The sequence below is a fragment of the Microbacterium sp. LWO12-1.2 genome, from assembly GCF_040675875.1.
In the GTDB taxonomy this organism is placed as follows: domain Bacteria; phylum Actinomycetota; class Actinomycetes; order Actinomycetales; family Microbacteriaceae; genus Microbacterium.
Genome location: NZ_JBEGII010000001.1, coordinates 3,465,840 through 3,489,765, shown reverse-complemented (window position 1 = coordinate 3,489,765; position 23,926 = coordinate 3,465,840). Strand labels below are relative to the sequence as shown.

Below are 23,926 nucleotides of genomic sequence, written 5' to 3'. Positions count from 1 at the left end.
GACTAGCGGGTGCGCTGGGGATTCGCCCCGTCGTTCACGAGGTCAGGCCAGCAGATCCGTGACCACCGCAGTGGCGTGCTCCACCAGCAACTCCAGCGCGCCGGGCGCGAGGGGCGTCTGCCAGGCCTGATACGCCCCACGGTCATAGGCATCCCGGGTCGGCAGATACACGAAGCCCGGCCCGTTCGTGAGGTTCATCACGACGATCGGGGTCTCGGGGAAGCGTGCGCGCAGCGTCGTCTGCAGCGTCGAGTACGCCTCGCCCGGATGCCCGAGGATGATCGCATCGCCGAGCCGCCAGGCCCAGACCGGATGCGGCACCGTCGGACCGTCGATGTACCCGTCGCGCAGGTTGCGGGCGCGCCCCAGCCGCTCTTCACGTGAGCGGGGATCGATGTCCTTCCACTCCTCGGCGAGCTCGTCGATCGTGGGCAGGGCGCGCAGCGGCAGCTCCACGTCTGACAGCGACGCTGCGGCATGCTCACCCCCGTCGACCGGCTGCCCGGTCCAGATCGCCAGCGGAGCACCCGACTCCACGACACCCTCGAGCGTCAGCTCCTCACCGGGCGTCGGCAGCGCGTCGAGGGCCGCGAGCACCGCATGCCCGAGCGAGCGTCCGTGGCGGTCCACGACCCCGACATCCCCGGTGTACTGCTCGCGCGGCGCGAGCTCGCCCGAGGCTCCCTGCACGAACAGGCACAGTGCCCCGGTCGCCGACTCGACGATCTCGCGCATCGCGCCGACATAGTCAGGCGAGACCTCACGGTTCTGCCAGGCGAGAGTCGTGGGGTGGCAGGCGTAGTTCACGAGCGTGGCGCGCACGACACCGTCGAGGCTGATGCGGCCGATCGTCACGGTGTCATCCGCCGCGCCTGAGGGGTTGTAGCCGACGAGCGCACGGCCGTCGACGTCGAGCTCTCGGTCGGCCGCCAGAGTGCAGCGCCCGTGGGTCCACTCGATCAGACCGGGGCGCGCGGTATCGAGGGCCTCGCGACCGGCCGCGATGCCGGCGGCGGCGAGCGCCTCGAGGTAACCGGGGATGAGCTCTCCGCCCGGCAGGTGCGCGTCAGCCGCGCACAGCACAGCCCCGGCGTGGGTGTGCGAGAGCGAGAGCATCAGCTGATCGGGCTCGAGCCCGAGGCCGGCGAGGATCGCCCCGCGCACCGCCTGCTCGTCGGCCACGCGACGCCACCAGGTGCCGTCGACCGCGAGCAGCACGCGCGGGCGGTCATCCGACGAGATCAGTGCGAGCGCGGTCAGCTCGAACGGGCGATGCGCCCCCTCGGAGCGCTCCCAGTCGGCGGGACCCCAGTTCTTCGCACGGATGCCGACGGGTGGGGTGATGTCGCGGCGGGCGATGCCGATGCGCGCACGGGTGCGGGGGATGCGGATGCGGTCCCCGATCGCGGTGGATGTCATCATGCCTCCCTTCCCGCGACAGCCGGGATCACGCCCGTGCCCACACCCTGGGCCTGCCACAGCGCCGCCGCCTCGGCGCGCCGGCGACGCTCCCGCACAGGGTCGGCGACCGGGATCGCGGCCATCAATCCGCGCGTGTACTCGTGCTGCGGGTTCGCGAACAGGGCGTCGCGGGCACCGATCTCGACGATCCGGCCCTGCTGCATCACTGCGACCGTCGACGACATGTACCGGATGACCGCCAGGTCATGGCTGATGAAGAGGTATGTCAGCCCCAGCTCCGCCTGCAGCTCGCGCAGCAGATTGAGCACCTGCGCCTGGATGGAGACGTCGAGGGCCGAGACCGACTCGTCGAGCACCAGGAACTCCGGCTCGAGCACGAGCGAGCGCGCGATCGACACGCGTTGACACTGGCCACCCGACATCGAGCGGGGCAGCCGGTGCGTGAACTCCTCGTCCAACCGCACCCGGTGCATCGCCTCACGCACCTTCTCGGCGCGCGTGGCGCGGGTGCCGATGCCGTGCGCGAGCAGCGGCGCCTCGATGATCTGCGCCACGGTCTGTCGCCGGTTCAGCGCCGAGAACGGGTCCTGGAACACCATCTGCATCCGCCGCCGCAGCTGCCGCAGCTCCTCGCCGCGCATCTCGTGCGGGCGATGTCCGTCGAAGACCACCGCTCCCGCGTCGATCCCTCCGAGCGCGAGCACGGCCTTCGAGACGGTCGACTTGCCCGACCCGGACTCGCCCACCAGCCCGACGGTCTCGCCGCGGCGGATCTGGAACGACACGTCGTCGACCGCCGTGACCCGTCGCCCTGAGCCGAGCGTGAACACCTTCGACAGACCCTGCACGTCGACGAGCACGTCGCCGCTCTCGCGCGCCTGGTCGATCGCACTGATCGATCCGGCCCTGGTGACGGCCTCGGTACCACTCTCGAGCACTTCGGCGGCGGTGCGGATCGGCTGGTGCACGTCGATCGTGAGGTCGACCACCGCCCCCAGCAGCGCCTTCGTGTACGGATGCTCCGGCTCGGCATAGAGCGTGTCGACCGGCGCCTCCTCGATCACGCGTCCGTGGCGCATCACGTGGATGCGCTCACAGAAGCCTGCCGCCACACCCAGGTCGTGCGTGATCAGGATCACCGCGGTGCCGTGCTCATCCGCCAGCTTGTCGAGCAGGTCGATGATGCGCGACTGGGTCGTCACATCCAGCGCCGTGGTCGGTTCATCGGCGATCAGCACGGCAGGGCGCGACGACATGGCCATCGCGATCATCACCCGCTGCCGCATGCCACCGGAGAACTCGTGGGGGTACTGCGCCAGGCGCTCCTCGGGCAGCGGTACGCCGACCTCTGTGAGAAGTTCGACCGCCCTGGCCCGAGCCGCCTCCTTCGAGACCCGGTCGTGCAGCCGGATCGCCTCGACGAGCTGGTGCCCGATCGTGCGCACCGGGTTGAGCGACGACATCGGGTCCTGATAGACCATCGCGATCTCGCCGCCGCGCACGCGCGTCATCTCCCGCTTGCTGAGCGTGAGCAGCTCCCGATCGCGCAGACGGATGCTGCCGCCGAGCGTCGCGCCGTCATTGAGCCGCATGATCGACAGCGCCGTGAGCGACTTGCCCGAGCCAGACTCGCCGACCAGGCCGATCCGCTCTCCCGGGCGCACCGAGAAGCTGATGCCCTTGACCGGCATCGCGTCGCCGTAGGAGACGGTGAGGTCCTGCACCTGCAGGACGGGCGAGACATCGGTCATCGTCCCTTCCCCTTCCGATCGCCGCCGAACTGGTCGGCGAGCACGTTGAGCAGCCAGATGGTCACGAAGATGAAGAGCGCGGGGAACAGCACATACCCGATCGACTGGTACATCTTCTGGTAGCCCTGCTGCACGAGGGTTCCCCACGTCGCCTCAGGCGGAGCGATTCCCAGACCGACGAAGCTCATCGAAGCCTCGAGCAGGATCGCATTGGCGGCGTTGATGGCGGCCTGCACCACGATCGGTCCTCGTGCGTTCGGGAGCACTTCCGCGAACAGCAGTCGGCTGCGCTTCGATCCGAAGGCGATCGCCGCCGTGAAGTAGTCCTCCTGCAGCTCGCTGAGCACCGAGGATCGCACCAGTCGCGCGGTCGTCGGGGTGAGCAGGATGCCGATGATCACGGCCAGCTTGACCGGATCGGCACCGAACGCCGAGATGAACACCAGCGCGAACAGGATCTGCGGGATCGCCATCACGGTGTCGGCGAGGCGCATCAGGATCTCGTCCCAGAGCCCGCGGGCGAAGGCAGCGGCCATTCCCCAGGCGATGCCGAGCACCATCGCGACCAGCGTCGCACCGCCGGCGATGAAGATCGTCAGCTGCCCGCCGTAGAGCACGCGGCTGAACAGGTCGCGCCCGAGCTCATCCGTGCCGAACAGGTGCACCGCCGATGGGCCGGCGAACCGGTCGGACGACTGGGCGGAAGGATCGAACGGCGCGATGATCGGCGCCAGCACGCACGCCAGCACGATGAGAGCCAGCAGGCCGAGCGGGATCCACGAGGCGAGTGCGATCCGGCGGCGCGGCCGCGTCGACCGCAGCGCGAGAGTGAGGGTGTCAGCCACGGCTGCTCCTTGCACGAAGACGCGGGTCGAGCACTCCGTAGAGGAGGTCGACGATGAGCGTGGTGAGGATGAACATCGCCGAGATCAGCAGCACCACGGACTGCAGCACCGCATAGTCGCGTTTGAAGACGGCATCGATCGCGAGCGACCCCAGCCCCGGCACTCCGAACACGTACTCGACGATCACGACGCCGCCGAGCGTGTAGCCGACGATCAGGCCGAGCATCGTGAGTCCGGGGATCAGAGCGTTGCGCAGCGCGTGACCGATCACGACGCCGCTCGCGGACTGCCCCTTGCCCTTCGCGGTGCGGATGTAGGAGGCATCGAGCACCTCGACCATGGATGCCCGCAGGAAGCGCATGAGGAGCGGCGCCGCAGCGAATGCGAGTGTGAGGGCGGGCAGGATCATGCGCACGAGGTTGTCGCCCGGGTCCTCGCTGAACGGCGTGTAGCCGCGCGCGGGCAGCACCTTGAGCTGCACCGCGAACACCACGATCAGCACGATGCCGATCAGGAACTGCGGCAGCGCCATGCCCGCGGTCGAGATCGCGGTGAGGATGCGGTCGACGACGCCGAGCGGACGCAGCGACGCGATCACGGCGGCCGGTGTCGCGATCAGCACGGCCAGCAGGATGCCGATGAGGGTGAGCTCGATCGTGGCGGGGAAGCGCTGCGCGATGAGTTCGGACACCGAGTACTGGTTGAAGTACGACTGTCCGAAGTCGCCGGTGAAGACCCCGCCGATCCAGCGCAGGTACTGCTCGATGATGGGGGCGTCGAGACCGGCCTCCTCGCGGAGGCGCTGCAGCATCTCGGCGTCGACGCCCGGTGTCGAACCGAGCCGGGTGATGACGGGGTCGCCCGGCAGCAGCCGGAGCACCACGAAGACGAGAAGCGAGGTGGCGATCAGCATCGCGATGCTGATCGCCACCCGCCGAAGGATGGACAGAGCCACGTCAGCCCTTCAGTTGCGCGTTCTCGAGGTGCAGCTGTCCGCCGCCCTCGACCCAGACGCCGTCGACCTTGGTGGTGGTCGCCGTGACCACGGTGGACTGCAGCGGCACGATCAGCGGGACCTGCTGGTTGATGATCGTCTGCACGGTGCCCCACTTCTCGGCGCGGACGGCCTCGTCGGGCTCGGCGACCGCATCCGCGAACGCCTGCTGGAAGTCCGGGTCGACCCAGTTGCACTCGCAGCGACCCTCGAGGTAGAAGTTCAGCGAGTACGCGGGCTCGGGCGGCGTGGACTGGAAGTTCGGCACGATGTACCCGGGGAAGCTCTTGCCCGCCGGGTAGAACGAGTCGACCCAGGTGCCGATGTCGTTGTTGTCGATCTTGAGCGTGATGCCGATCTCCTTCAGGCTCGCCTGCAGGATCTCACCGCTCGTGTTCCACTCCGGGTACTGACCCGCGATGCCCCACCATGTGAGGGTGCTGCCCTCGGTGACGCCCGCTTCGGCGAACAGTTCCTTGGCCTTGTCGAGGTCGTAGGAGTAGTCGGTCAGATCGCCGCCGAACCAGGGGTTGACCTCGCCGAGCGCGTTGTTCGTGGGCGACACCGTGCCCTGCCCGTAGTACGCGGCCTCGAGGATGGCCTCGCGGTCGGTCGCGTAGGCGAGAGCCTGGCGTGCCCGCACATCGTCGAAGGGCGCCGACTGGGTGTCGACCTCCCACGAGGGCCACTGGCTGGGGTTGTCGGGTGTGACGAGAGCGATGTCGCCGCCACCTTCGAGTCCGGCGACGTCGCCCTGCGGTACGGACCACAGCACGTCGAGGTCGCCGGAGCGCAGACCGGTGACGGCGGCCGTGGACTCCGCCGCCTTGACGATCGTGATCTCGTCGAGTGCCGGCGCCTCACCGAAGTACTCTGCGTTGGGCACCAGCGTCAGGCTGTCATCCGGGGTGAACTTGTCGACGACGTACGGGCCGGTGCCGATCGGCTCCTTGTCGATCGTGTCGAGCGCGTCGACGTCGAGCATCTTGACCCACACGATGCCGGCCGCGAACGTGGCGATCGGCTCGGAGAGGGTGATCACGACGGTCTTCTCATCGGATGCCGTGACATCGGTGACCATCGAGATCTTGTTCTTCTCCTGGGTCGCGGTCTCGGGGTCGAGGTAGTACTCGAACGACGCGACGGCGTCCTCTGCCGTGAACGGGTCGCCGTTCGAGAACGTGACGCCGTCACGCAGAGTGAAGGTCCAGGTCTTCTGGTCTTCGGAGGTCTCCCACTTCTCGGCGAGGTCGCCGACGATCTCGCCGGACTCGTCGGTCTTGGTCAGACCGTTCCACAGCAGAGGGAACAGCACCTCCTCCCAGGCGAAGGTGCGGATCGCGGGGTTGAGCTGCGGGATGCCCTGCGCGGCGGCGACGGTCAGGGTGCCGCCCTCCTGCGCCTGGCCATCGGGGGTCGAGGGCGTGCTGCTGCAGCCGGCAGTCATGAGGGCGACGGTGAGCAACGCTGCTCCGCCCAGCCGAACACGGCGACGAGACATGGTGCCTCCAAGGGGTAGATGGTGCTTCGGGTAGTGAAGGGTTTCGCTATAGCATGTAGCAAATCGAACGCTTCGTCTAGTGCGAATCGGGCGGATGCGGTTACGTTCTCGTTACGCTCGCCGGACGGTCATCCCGCCACCGGCTCAAATCTGCCATAGCATCGGTCGATGCAGGGACTTGCCCGGAGCATCTCGGCTCGCGGCACAGACAGGAGAGCCACCGTGCGAAGCGTGTCAGATCAGAACATCGCCGAACAGGTCGCCGACGAGTTGCGCGCCGCGATCCAGTCCGGCGAGCTCGCCCCCGGTGAGCGACTCGTCGAACGCAAGCTCGCCGATCGGCTCGGCGTCAGCCACATCCCCGTGCGCGAAGCCCTCACCCGCCTCGCCGAGGAACGGCTGATCACGCGCGAGCCCCGCCGGGGGGCCAGAGTCGCCAAGCTCAGCGCCCAGGACCTCGAGGAGATCTCGAGCCTGCGGATCGTGCTGGAGCAGTTCATGGCCATCCGCGTGCAGGAGCGGTGGAGCGAGGAATCGGCCGCGCGGCTCGGCACGATCATTCAGGACATGTCGGATGCCGCGCCCGGCGACATCGCCGAGGTGCTGCGGCAGGACCGCCTGTTCCACGAGACGCTCGCCGATCTGGCGGAGCACCGCTTCCTCGACGAGTTGAGCGCGCAACTGCGCGGACGCATCACCGGCTTCCTCCACGCCGCGAACGCGGCGCTCGACCCCGCAGAGCAGAAGGAGCACGTGCGCAGCCACCAGCAGATCGTCGACGCGATCGCGAGCGGTGATCCCGAGCAGGCGCGCGCCGTGATCGCCGAGCACGTGACCAGGGCCGTCGAACGCATCACCCCGTCTGCCGAGTGAACGCTCCCGCGCGGTCGAAGACGATCGTCATCACCGGAGCATCCGACGGGATCGGCGCGGCGGCCGCCCGGCAGCTGGCCGATGCCGACCACCGGCTCATCCTCGTCGGCCGCTCCCCTGAGAAGACCAGGGCCGTCGCCGTCGAGACCGGGGCCACGCATTTCACCGCCGACTTCGCGCGGCTCGACGAGGTGCGCGAGCTCGCGGCGCAGATCGCAGCCGAGGTCGGCGAAGGCGGCATCGATGTGCTCGCGAACAACGCGGGCGGCATCTTCGGCGACCAGACGCCCACCGTCGACGGGTTCGAGAAGACGCTGCAGGTGAATCACCTGGCCCCCTTCCTGCTCACGAACCTGTTGCTCCCGCAGCTGCTGCGGTCGGATGCGGCGGTCATCAACACCTCGAGCGTGGCGCACCGCCTCTTCGGGCACCTCGACATCGACGACCTCGACAACCGCACGAAGTTCAGCGCCAACAAGGCCTACGGCGACGCGAAACTCGCGAACGTGCTGTTCACGAAGAGCCTGCACACGAAGTTCCACGCCGAGGGCCTGCGCCCGGTCGCCTTCCACCCCGGGACCGTGAGCACGAACTTCGCCTCCGAGTCATCCAGCATCATGCGGCTCGTGTACCGCACCCCGTTGAAGCGTCTCCTGCTCATCAGCGCGGAGAAAGGCGGGGAGAATCTGCGCTGGTTCATCGACGGGACACCGGACGAGACCTGGTTCTCGGGCGCCTACTACGACGAGCGCACCCTGAGCACCCGCGTGAATCCGCAGGTCGATGACCCCGCCCTCGCCGAAGCGCTGTGGCAGCGCAGCGCGGAGCTCGTAGGGCTCTAGCTGTACTGACCCGGATCATTGTTGACGTAGGAGAGACCTTCGGTGTCGAGTGGGAGCTGTCTAGGTTCCGGTTCGATCACACGAAGGTCTCTCATGTCCCACGCTAATGCCCGGTTGGCTCCGGCCGGCAGATTGATCATGGTCCAGCGCATCCAGTCCGGGCGTGCGGTCGCGCATGTGGCGGCGGAGATGGGGGTCTCCCGCACGACCGCGTGGCGGTGGTGGCGCAGGTTCCGGGAGGAAGGGCGGGCGGGTCTGATTGACCGGTCCAGTGTCGCCAGGTCGCATCCCGCTCGGACGGGCCCGTGTCGGGAGACACGGGTGCGGATCATGCGACATCTCACCCGTCGCGGTCCGGTGTTCATCGCGGCGAAGCTGGGGATGCATTCCTCGACCGTCGGACGGGTATTGGTCCGACACCACACCCCGCTGTTGCGAGAGACGGACCCGGTCACCGGGACCGTGATCCGCGCAGTGCGGCGTTCCGCCCGCCGTTACGAGCACGACCATCCCGGCTCGTTGATCCATATTGACGTGAAGAAGCTCGGACGCATCCCAGACGGAGGCGGATGGCGCGCGCACGGCCGCAGCGAGAAAGTCCGCAGCCGTGGGATCGGCTACGACTACATCCATGCCGTGATCGATGACCACTCCCGCCTCGCTTACGCCGAGATCCACGACGACGAGAAGGGCACCACCGCAGCCGGAGTCCTCGAACGCGCAATTGCGTTCTATGCCGCCCTCGGCGTCACCGTCGAGCGGGTCATCAGCGACAACGCCTTCGCCTACCGGCACTCGGCCGCGTTCCGCGCGGTCCTCGACGCCCACGGCATCACCCAGAAGTTCATCAAACCGCACTGCCCCTGGACCAATGGGAAAGTCGAAAGACTCAACCGCACCCTCGCCACCGAATGGGCCTACGCCCGCGCCTATACCTCGAACGCCGAACGCACAGCTGCCTTGCCCATCTGGCTCGACTACTACAACCTAGACAGAGCCCACCTCGGCATCGACGGCAAAACCCCCATCGACCGAATCAACAACGGTCGAGGTCAATACATCTAGCCACCCACTTCCCCGCTCACGAATCGACGGAGAACTCCCGTTCTGCAGGTGCCGAATCGGCATATGGTCCTGCAGAACGGGAGTTCTCCGTCGGAACGTGCGAGGCGAGTGTCGGGGCAGGGGCAGCGCGGCTCAGACCACGAGGTTCGCGGTGTCGACCACGCGGTCGCCTTCGGCGGGGAACGCGGTGCGGGTGACGCCGGACTCGACGTTGCCGGTGTGCAGCAGGGTGGACTCCGCTCCGAACGCACCGTCGGCGAGCTCGACCGCCCCGCCCTCGAAGCGGTTGCCCACGGCACGGTAGTGCGTGACGCCGGTCTTCACCGCGACGTGGGTGGCCGCGCCCTCCGCGCGGAAGGTGCTGTCGGACAGCGTCAGGTGCAGCGCCCCGCTCCCGGTGCGCGAGATCCCGGTGCCGCCCTTGATCGCGACATCCGAGCCCGCGATCTCGACCGCCTGCGTCTCGCCGCGCGCCGCCGCGATCCGGGTGTTCCGCAGCGTGGAGCCCTCGAACCGCAGCCGCTCCGACGACGACACCACAGGTCCGGCATCCTCTGCTGCGGTCAGGGTCGAGCCGCGGAAGGTGACCGCTCCCGCACCCGCGATCTTCATGCCGCCGACCCCGCTCAGCACCGTGTCCACGAAGGTCACCGGCGTCTTCACGGTGGCGTTTGTGAGCTCCCCCGGCGCGACGAACGTGAAGTGCGAGTCGGCGATCACGGTCGGCCGCGCCGAGTTGTCGGATGCCTGCGTGATGATGAGCGTGTCGGATGCCGTGCATCCGCGCAGCTGCGCACCGTCGGCGTTGATCCACAGCATCCCGGAACCTGCGAGCGAGGGCTTGCCGATCACCTGCACGTCCTCGAGGGTCAGGTCGGTGATGCGCACGCGTGCCACGAACCACGAGCACACGTGCTTGCGCACCGTGATGCGCTTGGCCGCCGAGCCCCAGGCGGCGCCGGAGTTCGCGAACGTCATGAGCCCGGAGTTGCCCGTGTAGGTGAGGTCGTGCTCGTACTGTCCGTGCGTTACGAACGGCCCCTGGTCGTCACCGTCGCCGTGGCAGTTCTCGACCAGGCAGTAGGCGCTCGCGGTGAAGTCGTTCAGGTGCCGCGCATTCGCGGTGTGGCAGTTGGCGACGTAGCCGTAGAGGCAGTAGATCTGCTGCGTCAGGTAGCCAGCACCGCCCCAGGTGACCGAGGTCGGGTTCTTCAGCGTGCAGCTCACGGTCGAGTAGTAGGTGTTCCACCGGCGCTGGATGAGCGGCCAGAACGTGCCGGTGCCGTCGATGTGGTCGACGTCGCAGCGCACCGCGTACTCGAAGGCCAGCGGGTGGGACCCGGTGTACTCATCGGTCCCCGTGCCGAGGAACTTCAGGTTCGACACCGTGATGTCCTGCACCGGCACCACCCGGCGCCACGTGATGGTGCGGTCCTTGCCGAGCGGCCAGCCGTTCTTGTAGTTGACGCGGATGTGCGTGCCGTCGACGATCTGCGTCACCTGCACCAGGCGCTGCAGCTCGCGCTCCCAGCGGCCCGACAGCCCGTTGACCTCGGCGGCGTACCAGGTGCCCACCGAGAAGAACGAGGAGTCCGCGACTGGGAAGATGTCGGCCAGATCGGGCACGTTCTCACCGAGACGCGCCTCCTGCACGTCATCGGTCACCTCGCCGCGGAAGAACATGACCGCCGCGAAGGGATCGTCCTTCGGCGCGTTCTCGATCCCCTCGGTCGTCATGAGGTGGTTGCCGAAGTCGAACGCGAGGTTCGAGCGCGTGAAACGGTGGCGGCGCACGAAGTTCAGGTCGGTGTGCGCCTCGATCCGATGGATCGTGGCATCGCCCACCATGGCGTCGAGGGCGTCATCGGCCGGCGTCGAGGCGTCGGCGATGCCGAACTGCCGGAAGTCCACGACTCCCGCATGCACGAGCACCCACACACCCTCCTTGCGGGCGGCGAGCACGGTTCCACCGTTCACGGCCGGCGCATCCTTCTTGACGAAGCGGTACAGCCCGTCGCCGCCGTCACCGGCGGTCGCATAGCCGGCCGTGCGCACGAGGTCGCCGGCCTTGCCCTTGAGCGTCGCGAGGTCGGACGCCGTGCCTGCTCGTGCGACCGCCTTCGAGCCCGCAGAGCTCTGCGGCACGCGGGGTCCGGCCGCCTGTGCGGGCGCGGTCGTGGCGACCGCAGCGACTCCGCCCAGCGCCGCGGCACCGAATCCGGCGAGCAGCATCCGACGGCTGCGAAGCGCCGCGGTGTCGGTGTTCTCCTGATACGTCATGGTGATCCTCCTTGCGGCATCGTCGCCGCGGTCGTGCGCCCGCCCTTCCGGTCGGGACGCGTTGTCCGGTCAGTCCCCAGATCCCCAGTTCTGTCTCCGAGCGGATGCTCGGACGCTCGTTCCTTGCGGTCGCGGCGAAGTCAGGGCGGCCCTTCGACAGGCTCAGGGACCCAGGGGCGGGGCGGCCCTTCGACAGGCTCAGGGACCCAGGGGCGGGGCGGCCCTTCGACAGGCTCAGGGACCCAGGGGCGGGGCGGCCCTTCGACAGGCTCAGGGACCCAGGAGGCCACAGGCTCAGAGACCCAGGAGGCCTGAGCGCGCGCCGCTTCGGCCGCGCGGATCGTGTTCGCCACCACCGTGCGCGCCCGCGCCCACGGCGCCACGACCTCTCCCTGCGCGGCGGCACCGAGCAGCGCACCGACGAGGCCGTGGAAACCGAGCGATTCGTTCGGGTCCTCCGTCGGCAGCACGACCGAGCGGATGCCGGCGGCCGTGACCACCTCGACGGAGTAGGCGTCAGGGCCGGGCACCCCGCTCACCAGAACCTCCACCGGCACGTCATCCGCCCGCCCTGCGACGCGCAGCGCCCCGCTGACCCCCGCAACGTCTTCCGAGCGCGTGGTCGATCCGGCGCTTCGACGGGTCCACCCGCGTGCGGCGTGCAACTCCGCTCCGGGGAGCACGACGTCGAGCATCTCCCAGGCGTGCACCCCGACCGTCACCAGGGTCCCTCCGCCGAGACGAGGGTCGTCCTGCCAGCGCCGCCCCGGCAGCTGGAACGCCGCGTTGTCGTGCTGCGCGCGCACGCGGATGCTCAGCACCTCGGCCGCAGCGACCTGCGCGGCGAAGGCCGTGAGCGCCGGGGCGAACCGCAGGGGCGAGCTCGTGCCGACGGCGCTTCGGCCCGCAGCGATCGCGCGGTCGCACGCGGCGAGCTGACCGGCGGTCGCGGCGATCACCTTGTTGACGAACACCGGCGCATCGGCGGCATCGGCCGAGAGCGCCTCCAGGAGCGACACGACCTCCTGCGTCCGGGGCGTCGCGATCAGGAGGTCGGGGCGCAATGCACGCAGCTCCTGCATCGACCCCACAGCGGCCCCGCCGAAGCGCAGCGCGAACTCGGCGCTCGCGTGCGCATCCGTGTCGTGCACGGCCACGACCTCGGCTCCGAGGGCGCGCACGTTGGCGGCATCCGTCGAGGGATGCGAGTGCGCGAGCCCCGCGAATGCGACGCGCAGCCCTGAGCCGATCATGCCATGGAGGACAGCTGGTCGCGATCGATCGCGTGCACGAGCGGGCGGCCCTCGATGAAGGCGGCGACCTCGTCGGCCACGATATGCCCCTGTCGACGCCGGCCCTCCGCCGTGCCTGCCGCGCGGTGCGGGGTGAGCAGCACGCCGGGAAGGGAACGGAAGGGGTGGTCGGCGGCGAACGGCTCCTCGTCGAACACGTCGATCGCTGCGCTCAGGCGCCCCGTGCGGAGTTCCTCGATCAGCGCCTGCTCGTCGACCAGCCACGACCGCGCCGTGTTGACCAGACCCGCGCCGTCGCGCATCAGCGCCAACTCGCGGAGACCGATCAGGTGGTGCGTCTCCGGCAGGGTCGGCGCATGCACCGCGACGATCTGCGCGCGGCGCAGCGCCTCATCGAGCGGGACCAGTTCGGCACCGAGCTCGGCGGCCGCCGCCGGGTCGAGCGTGGGGTCGACCAGCAGCGGTTCGGCGCCGAGCGCGCGGATCAGCGCGAGGTAGGCGCGTCCGGTGCGGGAGGCTCCGATCACGGCGATCGGCGCGCCCAAGATCTCGTGCTGCACGCCCGCACCCTCGGCGTCGTACCAGCCTTCGCCCTCGCGCAGCGCGTTGTGCATCTCGGGCACGCGGTGCAGCAGCGCGAGCGTGAACGTCAGCGACACCTCGGCCACCGGGCGCGCCATCGCCGCGCCCGCCTGGGTCACGACGACGCCCCGGTCGAACAGCTCCTCGGTCACGAAGGCCTTGAGCGATGCGCCGGTGTGCGCCACGAGCTGCAACTGCGGCAGAGTCGACAGCGTGACCGCGTCGAACGGTGCGATGCCCCAGCTGGTGATGACGATGCGGGCCTCGTCGAGCGCGGCGTCGGCCAGGCGGTCGACGCGCACGAACGATCCGCCCGCCAGCGCGGCGAGGGCGTGGAGCCGCTCGGTGTCGGCATCCGAGAAGAACTCCGTGAAGAGCTCCGCGGAGACCACGGCGACGATGCGCGGTGCACTCATGTCATCCCTCTCGGTTCAGGTCAGCGCAGCCAGGCGTCGATGTTCTCGGCGATGAAGGCGTCGTCGTTCAACGCCGGGTAGGCCTGACGCACGCGCGCGATCTCTTCGGCCTGCCCCGGCGACAGCCCCTCTCCCGGGTCGAGGCACCAGACGCCCTCGAGCAGCCCCTGCTGCCGGAGCATCTCGTGCACTCCGGCGATCACCCCGTTGAAGTCGTTGCCCGGGTCGAACACCGCCTGGTTCACGTCGACCATGTCGGAGGCGAGGAGTCCGAGCTCGCGGTAGGCGTCGGCGTCACCCTCCATCGACCTGCGCGCACGTTCGAGCAGAGCGACGGCGGCGCGGGTGCCGACCGCCCACTGCCCGAGGAGCCCGCCGACGAAGCGCAGCGTGCGCGGTCCGGACGGGGAGTCCACGTGGAACTCCGAGAGCAGATCGGCGACGATCGCGTCGTCGTTGCCCGTGTACAGGGCGATCTCGTCGGCACGGCCGGAGGCGGCGACACCGCGCACCAGCTCGAGGGTGCGGTAGCGGTCGAACGGCGCGGCCTTCACGGCGACCACGGCCGGAATCGAGGCGAACTCGCGCCAGAACTCGCGGTCGAGCACGGGGCCGCCGATCGCGGTCTGCAGATAGAAGCCGACCACCGGGAGCACCTCGCCCACCGCGCGGGCGCGGTCGAGCAGCGCACGCTCATCGGCGCCGGCCACCCGCGGGCTCACGAGCACCGCGTCATAGCCGAGATCACGAGCGAGCTCCGCCTCGGCCACCGCCTGCGCCGTGTCTCCGGTGACGCCGGCGATGCGCACGACGTCGGCGCTCGCGCGGGCATCCATCTCCTCCGCGGCGAGCGCGAGGACCGGTTCGAACAGTGCGTGCTCCGGATCTCTGATCTCGAACTGCGTCGTGTGCACCCCGACCGCGATGCCGCCGGCGCCCGCGTCGAGGTAGTACCGCGTGAGGGCGCGCTGCCGACGCTCGTCGAGGCGACGGTCGGCAGTGAGTGCGAGCGGATGCGCCGGGATCACCGTGCCGCGCGCGAGGGTCGCCGCAGCCTCAGGGCGCAGGGTCGGTACGGGCATCAGAACTTCCCGTCCCGCACGGCCCACTTGGTGGGCTTGGCCGTCATCGGCAGACCGCCCGTGATCCAGTCGGCCTGCATGCGGATGAGCGACTCGGCGGGCACAGCCGGGTAGCCGAACAGCGCCATGCACCGGCGCGCGTCGCTGAGCAGAGCGGTCGGGAGCGGCTCGTCGACCAGCGTGACCTCGCGGTCGAACAGCGTGCCGAAGCGGCGGGCGATCGACTCGACGCTCAGCAGCTCGGGTCCGGTGAGGTTGATCGTGAACGGCTCGGTCGACGCGTGCACCAGGCTGCGCAGCACGACCTCGTTCGCGTAGCCCTGCCAGATCACGTTGACGTTCGCGGTCGCGACCGAGACGGGCTCCCCTGCGTGCACCGCGCTGCCGATATCGGCGAGCACGCCGTAGCGCAGGTCGACCGCATAGTTCAGGCGGATGATCGCGACCTTGGTGCCGCGCTCCTGGGCGCCGAACTCGAAGACGCGCTCGCGTCCGAGGCAGGACTGCGCGTACTCGCCGATGGGAGCGGGGGCGACCTCTTCGGATGCTCCACCCGAGGAGGCGGGCACGAACGGGTAGATGTTGCCGGTCGAGAGCACCGAGATCGCACTGTCGCGGTAGCGGCGGGCGACTCGGTCGGGCAGCGCGGCGTTGACCTCCCACGCCCACGAGGCGTTGGTGGCGGCTCCGAACTTCGCGCCGACCATGAACACGACGTTCGGGGCATCCGGCAGCGACGAGAAGTCGTCGTTCTCGATCAGGTCGAACGAGACGACCTTCACCCCCGCGGCCTCCAGGCGCGCACGGATCGCGGCGTCTCCGAAACGCGAGACGGCGTAGACGGTGTCGCTCTGACGGCCTGCGGCGTCCAGTCCGCGGCGGGCGAGCATCGCCAGCGTCGGGCCCATCTTGCCGCCGGCGCCGAGGATCACGAGGTCGCCCGCTCCGCGGGCGAGGTCAGCGACCAGCCCGGGGCTCGGGGTGGCGAGAGCCTCTTCGAGTTCCGCTTCGGACGCGAAGTCGTGCGGAGTGCTGAAACTGTGCTGAGTCATGTCGTGCTTCCCTTCTTCTCAGCCCTTGATCCCGGTACCGGCGACGCCTTCCTGCACGTACCTCTGAGCGATGAGGTACGCGAGGAAGATCGGCAGCAGCGCGACGACGGACCCGGCGAGCATGGTGCTCAGCGGGACGTTCTGCTGCTGCAGCGACGAGATGCCGACGGTGAGTGTGAACATCGAGTTGGACTTCGCGATGATGAGCGGCCACAGGAAGTCGTTCCAGTGCCACAGGAACACGAAGATCCCGAGAGTCGCGAGGATCGGCTTGCACAGCGGCAGCACGATCCGCAGGAAGATGCGGAACTCCCCGGCGCCGTCGATGCGTGCAGCCTCGAACAACTCGTCGGGAAGGCCCTGGATGAACTGCCGCATCAGGAACACCGCCTGCGCGTTCGCGAGCGAGGGCAGGATCAGCCCCCAGTAGGTGTCGACGCCGCCGAGGTTCGCCATCAGGATGAACGTCGGGATGAGGGTGACGTGGAACGGCACCATGACCATCGCCAGGAACGACCAGAACATCACCTCCTTGCCGCGGAAGCGCTTCTTGGCGAAGGCGTAGCCGGCGAGCGCCGAGAGGAAGAGGACGGCGACGACCGAGACGAGCGAGTAGATGAGGGTGTTGCCGAGCCATCCGAGGATGTTCTGCCCCGCCAGCACCTGCTCGTAGGCATCGAAGGAGATGTCGGTCCAGGGCAGGAGCGATCCGGGGAGCTCGACGACCTTGCCGGGCTTCAGACTCAGCACGACCATGGCGTAGAAGGGGAAGAAGCTGAGGATGCCGGCCAGGCTCAGCCAGATCCAGCGCACCACCACGCCCCAGCCGGTGGGTTCCAGAGCACGGAACGAGCGGCGCTTCTTCGACGAGGGCGACGGAGCGTCTGGAGTCTTCGTCGCGGACGGCGGCTGCAGGAGAGCGGTCATTTCTGCTTTCCGATCACGAGGCGCTGGATGAGGGCGACGACCAGGGTCATGATGAACAGCGCGACACCGACGGCGGCCGCGTAGCCGTAGTCGAAGTAGCGGAAGCCCTGGTCGTACAGCAGGTAGACGAGCGAGTAGCTGGCGTTGGCCGGTCCGCCCTGGGTCATCACGTAGATCACGTCGAAGACCTGGAAGGCCGCGGTCGTCTCGATGACCGCGAGGAAGAAGATGGTCGGGCGCAGGTACGGGAGCACGATCCAGCGGAAGCGCTGCCAGGCGTTCGCGCCGTCGACCAGCGCGGCCTCCTCGAGCTCGCGCGGCACGTCCTGCAGGGCCGCGATCATGATCATCATGCCGTAGCCGAATCGCGACCAGACACCGACGACGATGATGGCGGGGATGACGAGGACCGTGCTGCCCAGCCACGATCCGCCCAGCCCGAGCGGTGACATCAGCGCCGACCAGGGGCCGTTCGCGGAGAAGATCCAGATGAAGATCGACCCGGCGAGCACCAGCGAGGTGATGACGGGGAGGAAGAAGATCGAGCGGAAGAACCGGGCTCCGCGGAAGGCGCGGCGCACCCCCAGGGCCATCACCGTGGAGAGCACGAGCGAGATCGGCACGGCGAAGACCGTGTAGATCACCGTGGTGCCCATCGCCCGCCAGAACAGCGGATCGGCGACGAGCCGCTGGAAGTGGTCGAGCCCGCGCCAGGCGATCTCGCCGGTGATGTCGTAGTCGAACAGGCTCAGCGCGACGCCGACGATGCTCGGTCCGAAGCGGAAGGCGATGAACAGGAGGAAGGCAGGGAGCACGAACAGGAACGCCACGCGCGCTTCGCGTCGGGCGAGCACCCTGGTCACTCGGCCTGCGGGCCTCTTCACCGTGGTTGCGGTCGTCATCAGTCGATACCTCTCAGGAGAGAAGGAGGAGGGGGCGTGCGGCGGGTTCCCGCACGCCCCCGGTCATGCTTACTTCTTCAGCAGCGGTGCCGCGGCGGCCGCAGCATCCTTGAGGGCATCCGCCGGGGCCTTCTGGCCGAGCAGGGCCGCCTGGATCTCCGGGGCGAGCACACCCATGAGGGCACGCGAGCTCGCGTTGAGCTCGCCGACCGTCGTGTCGGGCACGTACTTCTCGACCTCGCCCAGCAGCGGGTCATCCGCGTAGAGCGGCTCGGTGGTGCTGAGCGCGGAGAAGTAGCCTGCCGCCGTGAGGTAGGGCTCGATCACATCGGCGCTGGTCGCGTACTCGGCGAAGGCCGCGGCGGCCTCGGGGGCCTTGGAGCCCTTGAGCACCGAGAGCGAGCCGACGGTGCCGTACGCGACGGTCTCCTTGTCGGTCAGCGGCGCGAGGACCTTGACGTTCTCCTCGCCCCAGAACGGTGCCACTTCGGTGACGCCGTTGTTCCACGTGCAGGCGACCTTGCCCTGGGCGATCGCGGTCTGCTCGAGCGGGACGTTGGTGGTCAGGGCCTCGGGGTCGAGGGCGCCGGACTCGGCCAGGTCGGTGATGAAGGTGAGTGCCTGCTTGCCGGCCTTGCTGTCGAAGCCGACATCGCCGTCCTTCGTGAAGACCTCGCCACCGGCCTGCCACAGCAGCGGGTAGTAGGTGAGGTTGAGGGTGTTCTCGGCCGAGGCGGGGTAGTTCAGCGCGTACATCCCCTTCTCGGTGAACTTCGGCGCCATCTCGATGACGTCGTCCCAGGTCTCCGGGTACTCGGTGACGCCGGCCGCCTCGAACGCCGCAGCGTTGCAGATGAGGGGCTGAGCGCTGGTGAGCACGGGGGCGCCGAGGATGTCGCCGTCGATCGTGACAGAGGTCTTGACGTTCGGCAGCAGGTCGCTCTGACGCTCCTCGCTCAGCAGATCGTTGAGGGGGAGGATCGACTTCTGGTACGCCGCGAGCTGGTCGGGCACGAGGTAGACGAGGTCGGGACCCTTGCCTGCCGCGATCGCCGTCTGCAGGGACTCGTCGCGATTCGCCCACGGGAAGATCTCGTACTTCACGTTGACGTCCTTGTTGTCCTTCTCGAACGCGGCGATCGTCGTGTCCCAGAAGTCCTTGTGCACCGCCTCATCGGCGATCACGGGGTACAGCCAGACGGTGATGTCCTGCTCTCCCGACGGGGCGCTGCCGCCGCCGGCCGAACATCCGGCCAACAACGTGGCGGCCGCGATGCCTGCGGCGACGCCGGTGAACTTGCTGACGCGCATGGTGCTCCTTTGCTAATGCCGTGCTGGGTCGTCCTATTATGACACCAGCGTGGGATAATTGGTCAAGTGCAGATTTGCATGCGGTTGTTACGGTTGTGTTTCCGCGTCGAGAACAGCACCTGTTGATTCAAAAATGCGGTGTGCTATTTTGATCGCACCCGGAGACGGCGAAGAAGGAAGGACCGCACATGGTCGTGCTGAACCCGCTGTCGATCGTGACCCGATCGGCACTGCACCTTCGCGATGTCGGGCCGGCGACCGTGAACGAGCTGTCGCGGTCCCTCGAAGTCTCCCGCACCTCGGTCGAGACCGCCGTGACCGCCCTGAGCGACGCCGGTACGATCATCGACACCCCCGTGCGCGCGGGTGTCGGCGCCGGCCGCCCCGCACGTCGCTACTCCTTCCACTCCGCCGCCGGCACGGTCGTCGGCCTCGACATCGGCGTCGCCAGCGTGCGGGTCGTGCTCGCCGATCTCGCCGGTCGCGTGGTCGCCCAGCACAGCTACCCCGGGGTCGCCGCGCACGATGACGGTGCAGCGAAACTCGCCGCCGTGATCGACGACGTGCGCCGCTCGCTCTCCGCCTCATCGATCCCGGCCTCGCACGTGCGGGCGATCGGCGTCTCGCTGCCCGGGATCGTCGACGACTCGGGGCGCGTGACGACCTCGGTCGTGATCCCCGAATGGTCGGGAGTCGACATCGGCGCGCAGCTGCGCCAGGCGTTCGGATGCCCCGTGGCGGTCGACAACGGCGTGCGTCTGGCCGCCGTGGCCGAGCATCACCTCGGCGTCGCCCAGCTGGTGGATGACGTGATCTACCTCTCGGTCGGCAACCGCATCGCGATGGGCCTGATCCTCGGCGGTCGCCCCCGCCGCGGCATCCACAACGCGGCCGGCGACATCGGACGCCTGGCCTTCCGCGGTCTCGACACCGAGACCGGCCAGATCACCTGGCGCACGGCACCCACCGCTGCCGAGGTGTTCGAAGCCGCGCGCGCGGGCGACCCGGAGGCGCAGCAGGAGCTCGACGCCTTCATCGACGAGCTCGCGCACGGCATCGCGACCCTGATCATGACGGTCGACCCCGCCATGATCGTGATCGGCGGTGGTCTCTCGGCCGCGCACGAGCAACTGCTCGATCCACTCCGCGCCGCGCTGCCCCACCACCTCGGCCTTCCCTTCCAGGTGCCGCTCGCCGAGGCCCGCCTGGGTGCCGACGCGGCGGCGCATGGCGCACTCGTCCACGCCTTCCAGCGGCACTCCGGCCAGATCTACCGGATCGACGACATGCCCGTACCGCCGATCACCCCTCTGCCCAACGACGAACATCCCCACGGCTCTGCGGCCACCGCCGAGTCGCCCGATTCCCCCGAGGAGAACAAGTGAGCACCCTGACGGTCGGACTCATCGGCGCCGGCGGGATCTCCCGTGTGCATGCTGATGCCTGGCGCGCACTGGGCGCCGCCGGTTACGTGACCTCCCTGGTCGGCGCCGAGGAGATCGCCGAGGAGTACGGATTCACGGTCGTCGCCGATGTCGACGAGCTGATCGAGCTGGTCGACATCGTCGACATCGTGACCCCCAGCAGCACCCACGCCGACTTCGCCCTGCGCGCGATCGCCCGCGGCCGCGATGTGATCTGCGAGAAGCCGCTCGCGGCCACCGCCGATATCGCGGCGACCGTCGCGCGGGCCGCCGCCGACGCCGGTGCGCGCCTCTTTCCCGCCCACGTGGTGCGCTACATGGGCGAGTACCGGCGCATCAAGCAGGGCATCGAGTCCGGGCGCATCGGCACGGTCGCGGTGCAGCGCTTCAGCCGCTCAGGTTCCGCGCCGCAGACCCCCTGGTTCTTCTCCGAGAGCACGGGCGGCGGACTCATCCGCGACCTGATGATCCACGACATCGACCAGGCGATCTGGTTCGCAGGGCCCGTCGCCGCGGTCTACGCCGTGCAGAACCCGCCGACCGTCGACGACCGGGTGCCCGCTCCCGTCACCTCGCACGTCGTGCTCACGCACCGCAGCGGCGTGATCAGCCACATCCACGGCAGCTGGGTCGCGCCCGGGATGCCGTTCCGCACCAGCGTCGAGGTCGCCGGCTCCGATGGGCGCCTGCGGTACGACAGCGCCGAGGACCACACGCTGCGCACGGATGCCGTGCTCGACAGTGCCGCCGCCGACTACCTGCCGCCGATGTCGCCGGAGGAGAGCCCGTACTACGCCGAGATCGTGGACTTCCTCGCGGCGATCCGCGAGGGACGCGATGCCCTGGTCACCCCGGCCGACGGAATCGAGGCCGTCGCCGTCGCCGAAGCCGCCTATGCGTCCATCGCCGCGGGCGCCGCGGTCTCCCTGCCCGCCTTCGAGGCCGAGGAGGCCACCCGATGAACGCCGCCACCCCGCTGCGCATCGCCGTCCTGTCGTTCGCGCACACGCACGCGCTCAGCTACGTCCACGCCCTGAAGAGCATGCCGGGAGTGGAGCTCATCGCCGCCGACCCCGACGGTGCGAGTGCGCCAGACGATGCACCCCGTGGCGCCGACCTCGCGGCCCAGCTCGGCGTCGAGTACGTCGACAGCTACGACAAGGCCTTCGCCTGGCAGCCCGACGCGGTCGTGATCGCCGCCGAGAACTCGCGGCACCGCGCTCTGGTCGAGCGCGCGGCCGCCGCCGGCGTGCACGTGCTGTGCGAGAAGCCGCTGGCCACCACTGTGGAAGATGCCGAGGCCATGCGCGCCGCCTGCGAGCGGGCGGGCGTGATCCTCATGGTCGCGTATCCGGTGCGCTTCGCCCCGGCCGTGCGCGACGCCATCGGCGAGCTGCGCAGCGGACGCCTCGGACGCATCCTCGGTGTCACCGGCATCAACAACGGCACGCTCCCCCAGGACCGCGCCTGGTTCACCGATCCGGAACTGGCAGGCGGCGGAGCGCTCGTCGATCACGTCGTGCACTGCGCGGACCTGCTGGACGAGCTGCTGGGCGAGCGGGCGCAGTCCGTGCGCGCCGTGTCGAACGACATCCTGCACGCGCAGCGCGACCTCGCCGTCGAGACCGGCGGCCTCGTCACGATCCAGTACCCGAGCGGAGTCATCGCGACGATCGACTGCTCGTGGAGCTGGCCGCTCAGCTCTCCGACCTGGGGCGGCCTCACGCTGCAGATCGTCGCGGAACGCGGCACCGTCACCGTGAGCCCCTTCGCCAAGGGCGTCGCCGGCCACGATGCGCACGGCGAGACCTGGGACCCGGTCGGCGCCGATCTCGACGCGCTGCTGCTGGAGGAGTTCGTCGCGGCCGTGCGCGAGGGCCGTCAGCCGCAGCCCGACGCCGGCGTCGGCATCCGCACCGTCGAGATCGTGAAGGCAGCACAGGCGTCCGCTGCGCGTGGTGGCGAGGTCGTCGCTCTCTGATCCCGCGGCTCCCTCGAGCCTGCCACCTCTGGGTCCCTGAGCCTGCCACCTCTGGGTCCCTGAGCCTGTCGCCTCTGGGTCCCTGAGCCTGTCGAAGGGTCTTCGGATGCTTCGACAGGCTCCGCGACCCGGGGACTCGGTCGGCGATCAGGGAGCGGGCTTCTTCCGTGCGCGCTTCTTGATCTCGGGGACCACGAGCGTCGGCACTGCTCGGAGCATGAACTTGTCGAAGTCGGGCACCGTGAAGGCGGCATAGCCGTGTTCCGGAGTGAACAGCAACCCCATGTCGATGAGTTCTGCACGGGTGGGGCCGACCTGAGTTGATTCTCGGCCCATCAGACGGGCAACGGCATCCGCCTTCTGAGGTTCCGGACCCAGTTCAGCCATCGCACGCATGTACGCGGTCTGGAGAGGCGTGGCCCTATCCAGACGAACCCGGAAGAACGAGCTGTCGAGCTTGTCCTCATACGCTTCCCGTGCCAGTTCGACGTCGCTGCGAGTGATCGGATTCTGTTCGGCGATCTCCCAGACCTGGAACCCGAGTTCTTGGATGAAGTACGGGTACCCCTGCGTGATCTGGAAAGCGAGATCGACGGCATCCGCTTCGTAGCCAACCCCCTCGGCCTCCGCGGGTTCAGTGATCGCCTTCTGCGCATCCGCGGCAGCCAAGGAGTCGATGCGAGGGAACTGGAAGAGTCGCTCTGCGTAGGATTTCGCATCACCGGCGAGTTCAGCGATCTGGGGAAGTCCGGCTCCCACGAACGTGATCGGCAGCTTCCGCTGAACGGTCTTGTGGATCGCCTGGATGAGGGCCTCGAGTTGCCGTTGGGTGAGGAATTGGACCTCATCGATCAAGATCGCGACGCCGCGGCCCTTCTCCTTCGCCGCCTCTCCTACGGCCACGAGTGCATCGCTGAGATCCATTGCCAGTTCGCCATGATCAGCCAGCCCCTCGGCCGCGTCGACATCCCAGCCGATCGGCCAGCTTCCCTGTTGATCGACGGTCACCGAGAAGGCGGTGATAACCTCGGCCGCTCTCCGTCCCACATCGCTCCATCGAGCTCGTGGCGAGATCCGCAACAGAGAAGCCTTCAATAGCGTCGCAATCGTCTGGCGGAACCGCGCGTCGTCGTGCTTGCTGGCTTCCAACTCGATGACCTCCCACTTTGCCGCGTAGGCGATCTCTCGGAACTCGTTGAGGAGGACTGTCTTCCCCACCCCGCGCAATCCCACGATCACCATCGATTGATGCGTCCGGCCTGCCGAGAGACGGGCGAGCAACGTGCGAAAGCCTCGGGTCTGCTCCTCCCTCCCCACGATGATCTCCGGTGAAGCACCGGCGTTCGGCGTGTAGGGATTCAGGATGCTGTCCACGAATCCTCCTTAGGAGGTTTAGATGGCTTTATTTGTTTCTAATAAAGCG

Annotated in this window: 20 protein-coding genes; 6 read left to right on the top strand and 14 right to left on the bottom strand. The window is 68.7% G+C overall.

Annotation, left to right across the window (positions count from 1 at the left end; all coding sequences use genetic code 11):
- Nucleotides 1-42: 42 nt before the first annotated feature.
- Genes MRBLWO12_RS16705 through MRBLWO12_RS16685 form a run of 5 tightly spaced genes read right to left on the bottom strand, consistent with a single transcriptional unit; the run spans nucleotide 43 to nucleotide 6,513 of the window.
- A complete protein-coding gene (locus MRBLWO12_RS16705) occupies nucleotides 43-1,422 on the bottom strand; it encodes a hypothetical protein (RefSeq protein ID WP_363557487.1) in 1,380 nt (459 codons plus the stop codon).
- The gene (locus MRBLWO12_RS16700; protein ID WP_363557485.1) at nucleotides 1,419-3,173 is read right to left on the bottom strand and encodes an ABC transporter ATP-binding protein; all 1,755 of its coding nucleotides are present in this window, start codon (nucleotides 3,171-3,173) and stop codon (nucleotides 1,419-1,421) included. Before MRBLWO12_RS16700 ends, MRBLWO12_RS16705 begins: the two co-directional genes overlap by 4 nt.
- Nucleotides 3,170-4,018, bottom strand: a complete 849-nt coding sequence (locus MRBLWO12_RS16695) for an ABC transporter permease (protein WP_363557483.1) — start codon at nucleotides 4,016-4,018, stop codon at nucleotides 3,170-3,172. The genes MRBLWO12_RS16700 and MRBLWO12_RS16695 overlap by 4 nt, the downstream gene beginning before the upstream one ends.
- A complete protein-coding gene (locus tag MRBLWO12_RS16690; RefSeq protein ID WP_363557481.1) occupies nucleotides 4,011-4,949 on the bottom strand; it encodes an ABC transporter permease in 939 nt (312 codons plus the stop codon). The genes MRBLWO12_RS16695 and MRBLWO12_RS16690 overlap by 8 nt, the downstream gene beginning before the upstream one ends.
- Before the next feature lie 25 nt (nucleotides 4,950-4,974).
- On the bottom strand, nucleotides 4,975-6,513 hold the full coding sequence (locus MRBLWO12_RS16685; protein ID WP_363557479.1) for an ABC transporter substrate-binding protein: 1,539 nt from the start codon (nucleotides 6,511-6,513) through the stop codon (nucleotides 4,975-4,977).
- 231 nt (nucleotides 6,514-6,744) lie between these two features.
- Between MRBLWO12_RS16685 and MRBLWO12_RS16680 the strand changes: the two genes are divergently transcribed.
- The 3 genes from MRBLWO12_RS16680 to MRBLWO12_RS16670 all read left to right on the top strand — a co-directional run bounded on the left by MRBLWO12_RS16680 (nucleotide 6,745) and on the right by MRBLWO12_RS16670 (nucleotide 9,293).
- On the top strand, nucleotides 6,745-7,386 hold the full coding sequence (locus MRBLWO12_RS16680; protein WP_363557477.1) for a GntR family transcriptional regulator: 642 nt from the start codon (nucleotides 6,745-6,747) through the stop codon (nucleotides 7,384-7,386).
- The gene (locus MRBLWO12_RS16675) at nucleotides 7,383-8,228 is read left to right on the top strand and encodes an SDR family NAD(P)-dependent oxidoreductase (RefSeq protein WP_363557475.1); all 846 of its coding nucleotides are present in this window, start codon (nucleotides 7,383-7,385) and stop codon (nucleotides 8,226-8,228) included. The genes MRBLWO12_RS16680 and MRBLWO12_RS16675 overlap by 4 nt, the downstream gene beginning before the upstream one ends.
- Nucleotides 8,229-8,321: 93 nt before the next feature.
- Nucleotides 8,322-9,293, top strand: coding sequence for an IS481 family transposase (locus tag MRBLWO12_RS16670; protein WP_363557473.1), 972 nt, complete (start codon nucleotides 8,322-8,324; stop codon nucleotides 9,291-9,293).
- 132 nt (nucleotides 9,294-9,425) lie between these two features.
- On the opposite strand, the gene MRBLWO12_RS16665 is transcribed toward MRBLWO12_RS16670, so the two are convergent.
- The 8 genes from MRBLWO12_RS16665 to MRBLWO12_RS16630 form a co-directional block, all read right to left on the bottom strand.
- Nucleotides 9,426-11,573: a peptidase C14 gene (locus MRBLWO12_RS16665; protein WP_363557471.1), complete on the bottom strand. Its 2,148-nt coding sequence runs from the start codon at nucleotides 11,571-11,573 to the stop codon at nucleotides 9,426-9,428.
- Nucleotides 11,574-11,713: 140 nt separating this feature from the next.
- On the bottom strand, nucleotides 11,714-12,826 hold the full coding sequence (locus MRBLWO12_RS16660; RefSeq protein ID WP_363557469.1) for a hypothetical protein: 1,113 nt from the start codon (nucleotides 12,824-12,826) through the stop codon (nucleotides 11,714-11,716).
- Nucleotides 12,823-13,824, bottom strand: a complete 1,002-nt coding sequence (locus MRBLWO12_RS16655; RefSeq protein ID WP_363557467.1) for a hydroxyacid dehydrogenase — start codon at nucleotides 13,822-13,824, stop codon at nucleotides 12,823-12,825. Before MRBLWO12_RS16655 ends, MRBLWO12_RS16660 begins: the two co-directional genes overlap by 4 nt.
- Before the next feature lie 20 nt (nucleotides 13,825-13,844).
- Complete coding sequence (locus tag MRBLWO12_RS16650) at nucleotides 13,845-14,906, bottom strand: dihydrodipicolinate synthase family protein (RefSeq protein WP_363557465.1); 1,062 nt, start codon at nucleotides 14,904-14,906, stop codon at nucleotides 13,845-13,847.
- On the bottom strand, nucleotides 14,906-15,958 hold the full coding sequence (locus tag MRBLWO12_RS16645) for an NAD-dependent epimerase/dehydratase family protein (protein ID WP_363557463.1): 1,053 nt from the start codon (nucleotides 15,956-15,958) through the stop codon (nucleotides 14,906-14,908). The genes MRBLWO12_RS16650 and MRBLWO12_RS16645 overlap by 1 nt, the downstream gene beginning before the upstream one ends.
- 18 nt (nucleotides 15,959-15,976) lie before the next feature.
- On the bottom strand, nucleotides 15,977-16,885 hold the full coding sequence (locus MRBLWO12_RS16640; protein ID WP_363557461.1) for a carbohydrate ABC transporter permease: 909 nt from the start codon (nucleotides 16,883-16,885) through the stop codon (nucleotides 15,977-15,979).
- Nucleotides 16,882-17,787: a carbohydrate ABC transporter permease gene (locus tag MRBLWO12_RS16635; protein ID WP_363557459.1), complete on the bottom strand. Its 906-nt coding sequence runs from the start codon at nucleotides 17,785-17,787 to the stop codon at nucleotides 16,882-16,884. The genes MRBLWO12_RS16640 and MRBLWO12_RS16635 overlap by 4 nt, the downstream gene beginning before the upstream one ends.
- Before the next feature lie 69 nt (nucleotides 17,788-17,856).
- A complete protein-coding gene (locus MRBLWO12_RS16630) occupies nucleotides 17,857-19,098 on the bottom strand; it encodes an ABC transporter substrate-binding protein (protein WP_363557457.1) in 1,242 nt (413 codons plus the stop codon).
- A 188-nt stretch (nucleotides 19,099-19,286) separates the two neighbouring features.
- Here MRBLWO12_RS16630 and MRBLWO12_RS16625 point away from each other — a divergent pair, with 188 nt between their 5' ends.
- Genes MRBLWO12_RS16625 through MRBLWO12_RS16615 form a run of 3 tightly spaced genes read left to right on the top strand, consistent with a single transcriptional unit; the run spans nucleotide 19,287 to nucleotide 22,503 of the window.
- The gene (locus tag MRBLWO12_RS16625) at nucleotides 19,287-20,483 is read left to right on the top strand and encodes an ROK family transcriptional regulator (protein ID WP_363557455.1); all 1,197 of its coding nucleotides are present in this window, start codon (nucleotides 19,287-19,289) and stop codon (nucleotides 20,481-20,483) included.
- A complete protein-coding gene (locus MRBLWO12_RS16620) occupies nucleotides 20,480-21,484 on the top strand; it encodes a Gfo/Idh/MocA family protein (protein WP_363557453.1) in 1,005 nt (334 codons plus the stop codon). The genes MRBLWO12_RS16625 and MRBLWO12_RS16620 overlap by 4 nt, the downstream gene beginning before the upstream one ends.
- Nucleotides 21,481-22,503 carry a Gfo/Idh/MocA family protein gene (locus MRBLWO12_RS16615; RefSeq protein ID WP_363557451.1) on the top strand — a complete coding sequence of 341 codons (1,023 nt, stop codon included), beginning with the start codon at nucleotides 21,481-21,483 and terminating at the stop codon, nucleotides 22,501-22,503. Before MRBLWO12_RS16620 ends, MRBLWO12_RS16615 begins: the two co-directional genes overlap by 4 nt.
- 147 nt (nucleotides 22,504-22,650) lie before the next feature.
- Here MRBLWO12_RS16615 and MRBLWO12_RS16610 read toward each other — a convergent pair whose 3' ends face one another.
- Complete coding sequence (locus MRBLWO12_RS16610) at nucleotides 22,651-23,877, bottom strand: ATP-binding protein (RefSeq protein ID WP_363557449.1); 1,227 nt, start codon at nucleotides 23,875-23,877, stop codon at nucleotides 22,651-22,653.
- Nucleotides 23,878-23,926: the final 49 nt, after the last annotated feature.

What these genes read in the sequence shown, in the direction of transcription:
- MRBLWO12_RS16645 (WP_363557463.1), bottom strand. Translation starts at nt 15,958, where the DNA reads ATGACTCAGCACAGTTTCAGCACTCCGCACGACTTCGCGTCCGAAGCG.
- MRBLWO12_RS16630 (WP_363557457.1), bottom strand. Translation starts at nt 19,098, where the DNA reads ATGCGCGTCAGCAAGTTCACCGGCGTCGCCGCAGGCATCGCGGCCGCC.
- MRBLWO12_RS16625 (WP_363557455.1), top strand. Translation starts at nt 19,287, where the DNA reads ATGGTCGTGCTGAACCCGCTGTCGATCGTGACCCGATCGGCACTGCAC.
- MRBLWO12_RS16635 (WP_363557459.1), bottom strand. Translation starts at nt 17,787, where the DNA reads ATGACGACCGCAACCACGGTGAAGAGGCCCGCAGGCCGAGTGACCAGG.
- MRBLWO12_RS16640 (WP_363557461.1), bottom strand. Translation starts at nt 16,885, where the DNA reads ATGACCGCTCTCCTGCAGCCGCCGTCCGCGACGAAGACTCCAGACGCT.
- MRBLWO12_RS16665 (WP_363557471.1), bottom strand. Translation starts at nt 11,573, where the DNA reads ATGACGTATCAGGAGAACACCGACACCGCGGCGCTTCGCAGCCGTCGG.
- MRBLWO12_RS16660 (WP_363557469.1), bottom strand. Translation starts at nt 12,826, where the DNA reads ATGATCGGCTCAGGGCTGCGCGTCGCATTCGCGGGGCTCGCGCACTCG.
- MRBLWO12_RS16615 (WP_363557451.1), top strand. Translation starts at nt 21,481, where the DNA reads ATGAACGCCGCCACCCCGCTGCGCATCGCCGTCCTGTCGTTCGCGCAC.
- MRBLWO12_RS16655 (WP_363557467.1), bottom strand. Translation starts at nt 13,824, where the DNA reads ATGAGTGCACCGCGCATCGTCGCCGTGGTCTCCGCGGAGCTCTTCACG.
- MRBLWO12_RS16705 (WP_363557487.1), bottom strand. Translation starts at nt 1,422, where the DNA reads ATGATGACATCCACCGCGATCGGGGACCGCATCCGCATCCCCCGCACC.
- MRBLWO12_RS16700 (WP_363557485.1), bottom strand. Translation starts at nt 3,173, where the DNA reads ATGACCGATGTCTCGCCCGTCCTGCAGGTGCAGGACCTCACCGTCTCC.
- MRBLWO12_RS16685 (WP_363557479.1), bottom strand. Translation starts at nt 6,513, where the DNA reads ATGTCTCGTCGCCGTGTTCGGCTGGGCGGAGCAGCGTTGCTCACCGTC.
- MRBLWO12_RS16670 (WP_363557473.1), top strand. Translation starts at nt 8,322, where the DNA reads ATGTCCCACGCTAATGCCCGGTTGGCTCCGGCCGGCAGATTGATCATG.
- MRBLWO12_RS16650 (WP_363557465.1), bottom strand. Translation starts at nt 14,906, where the DNA reads ATGCCCGTACCGACCCTGCGCCCTGAGGCTGCGGCGACCCTCGCGCGC.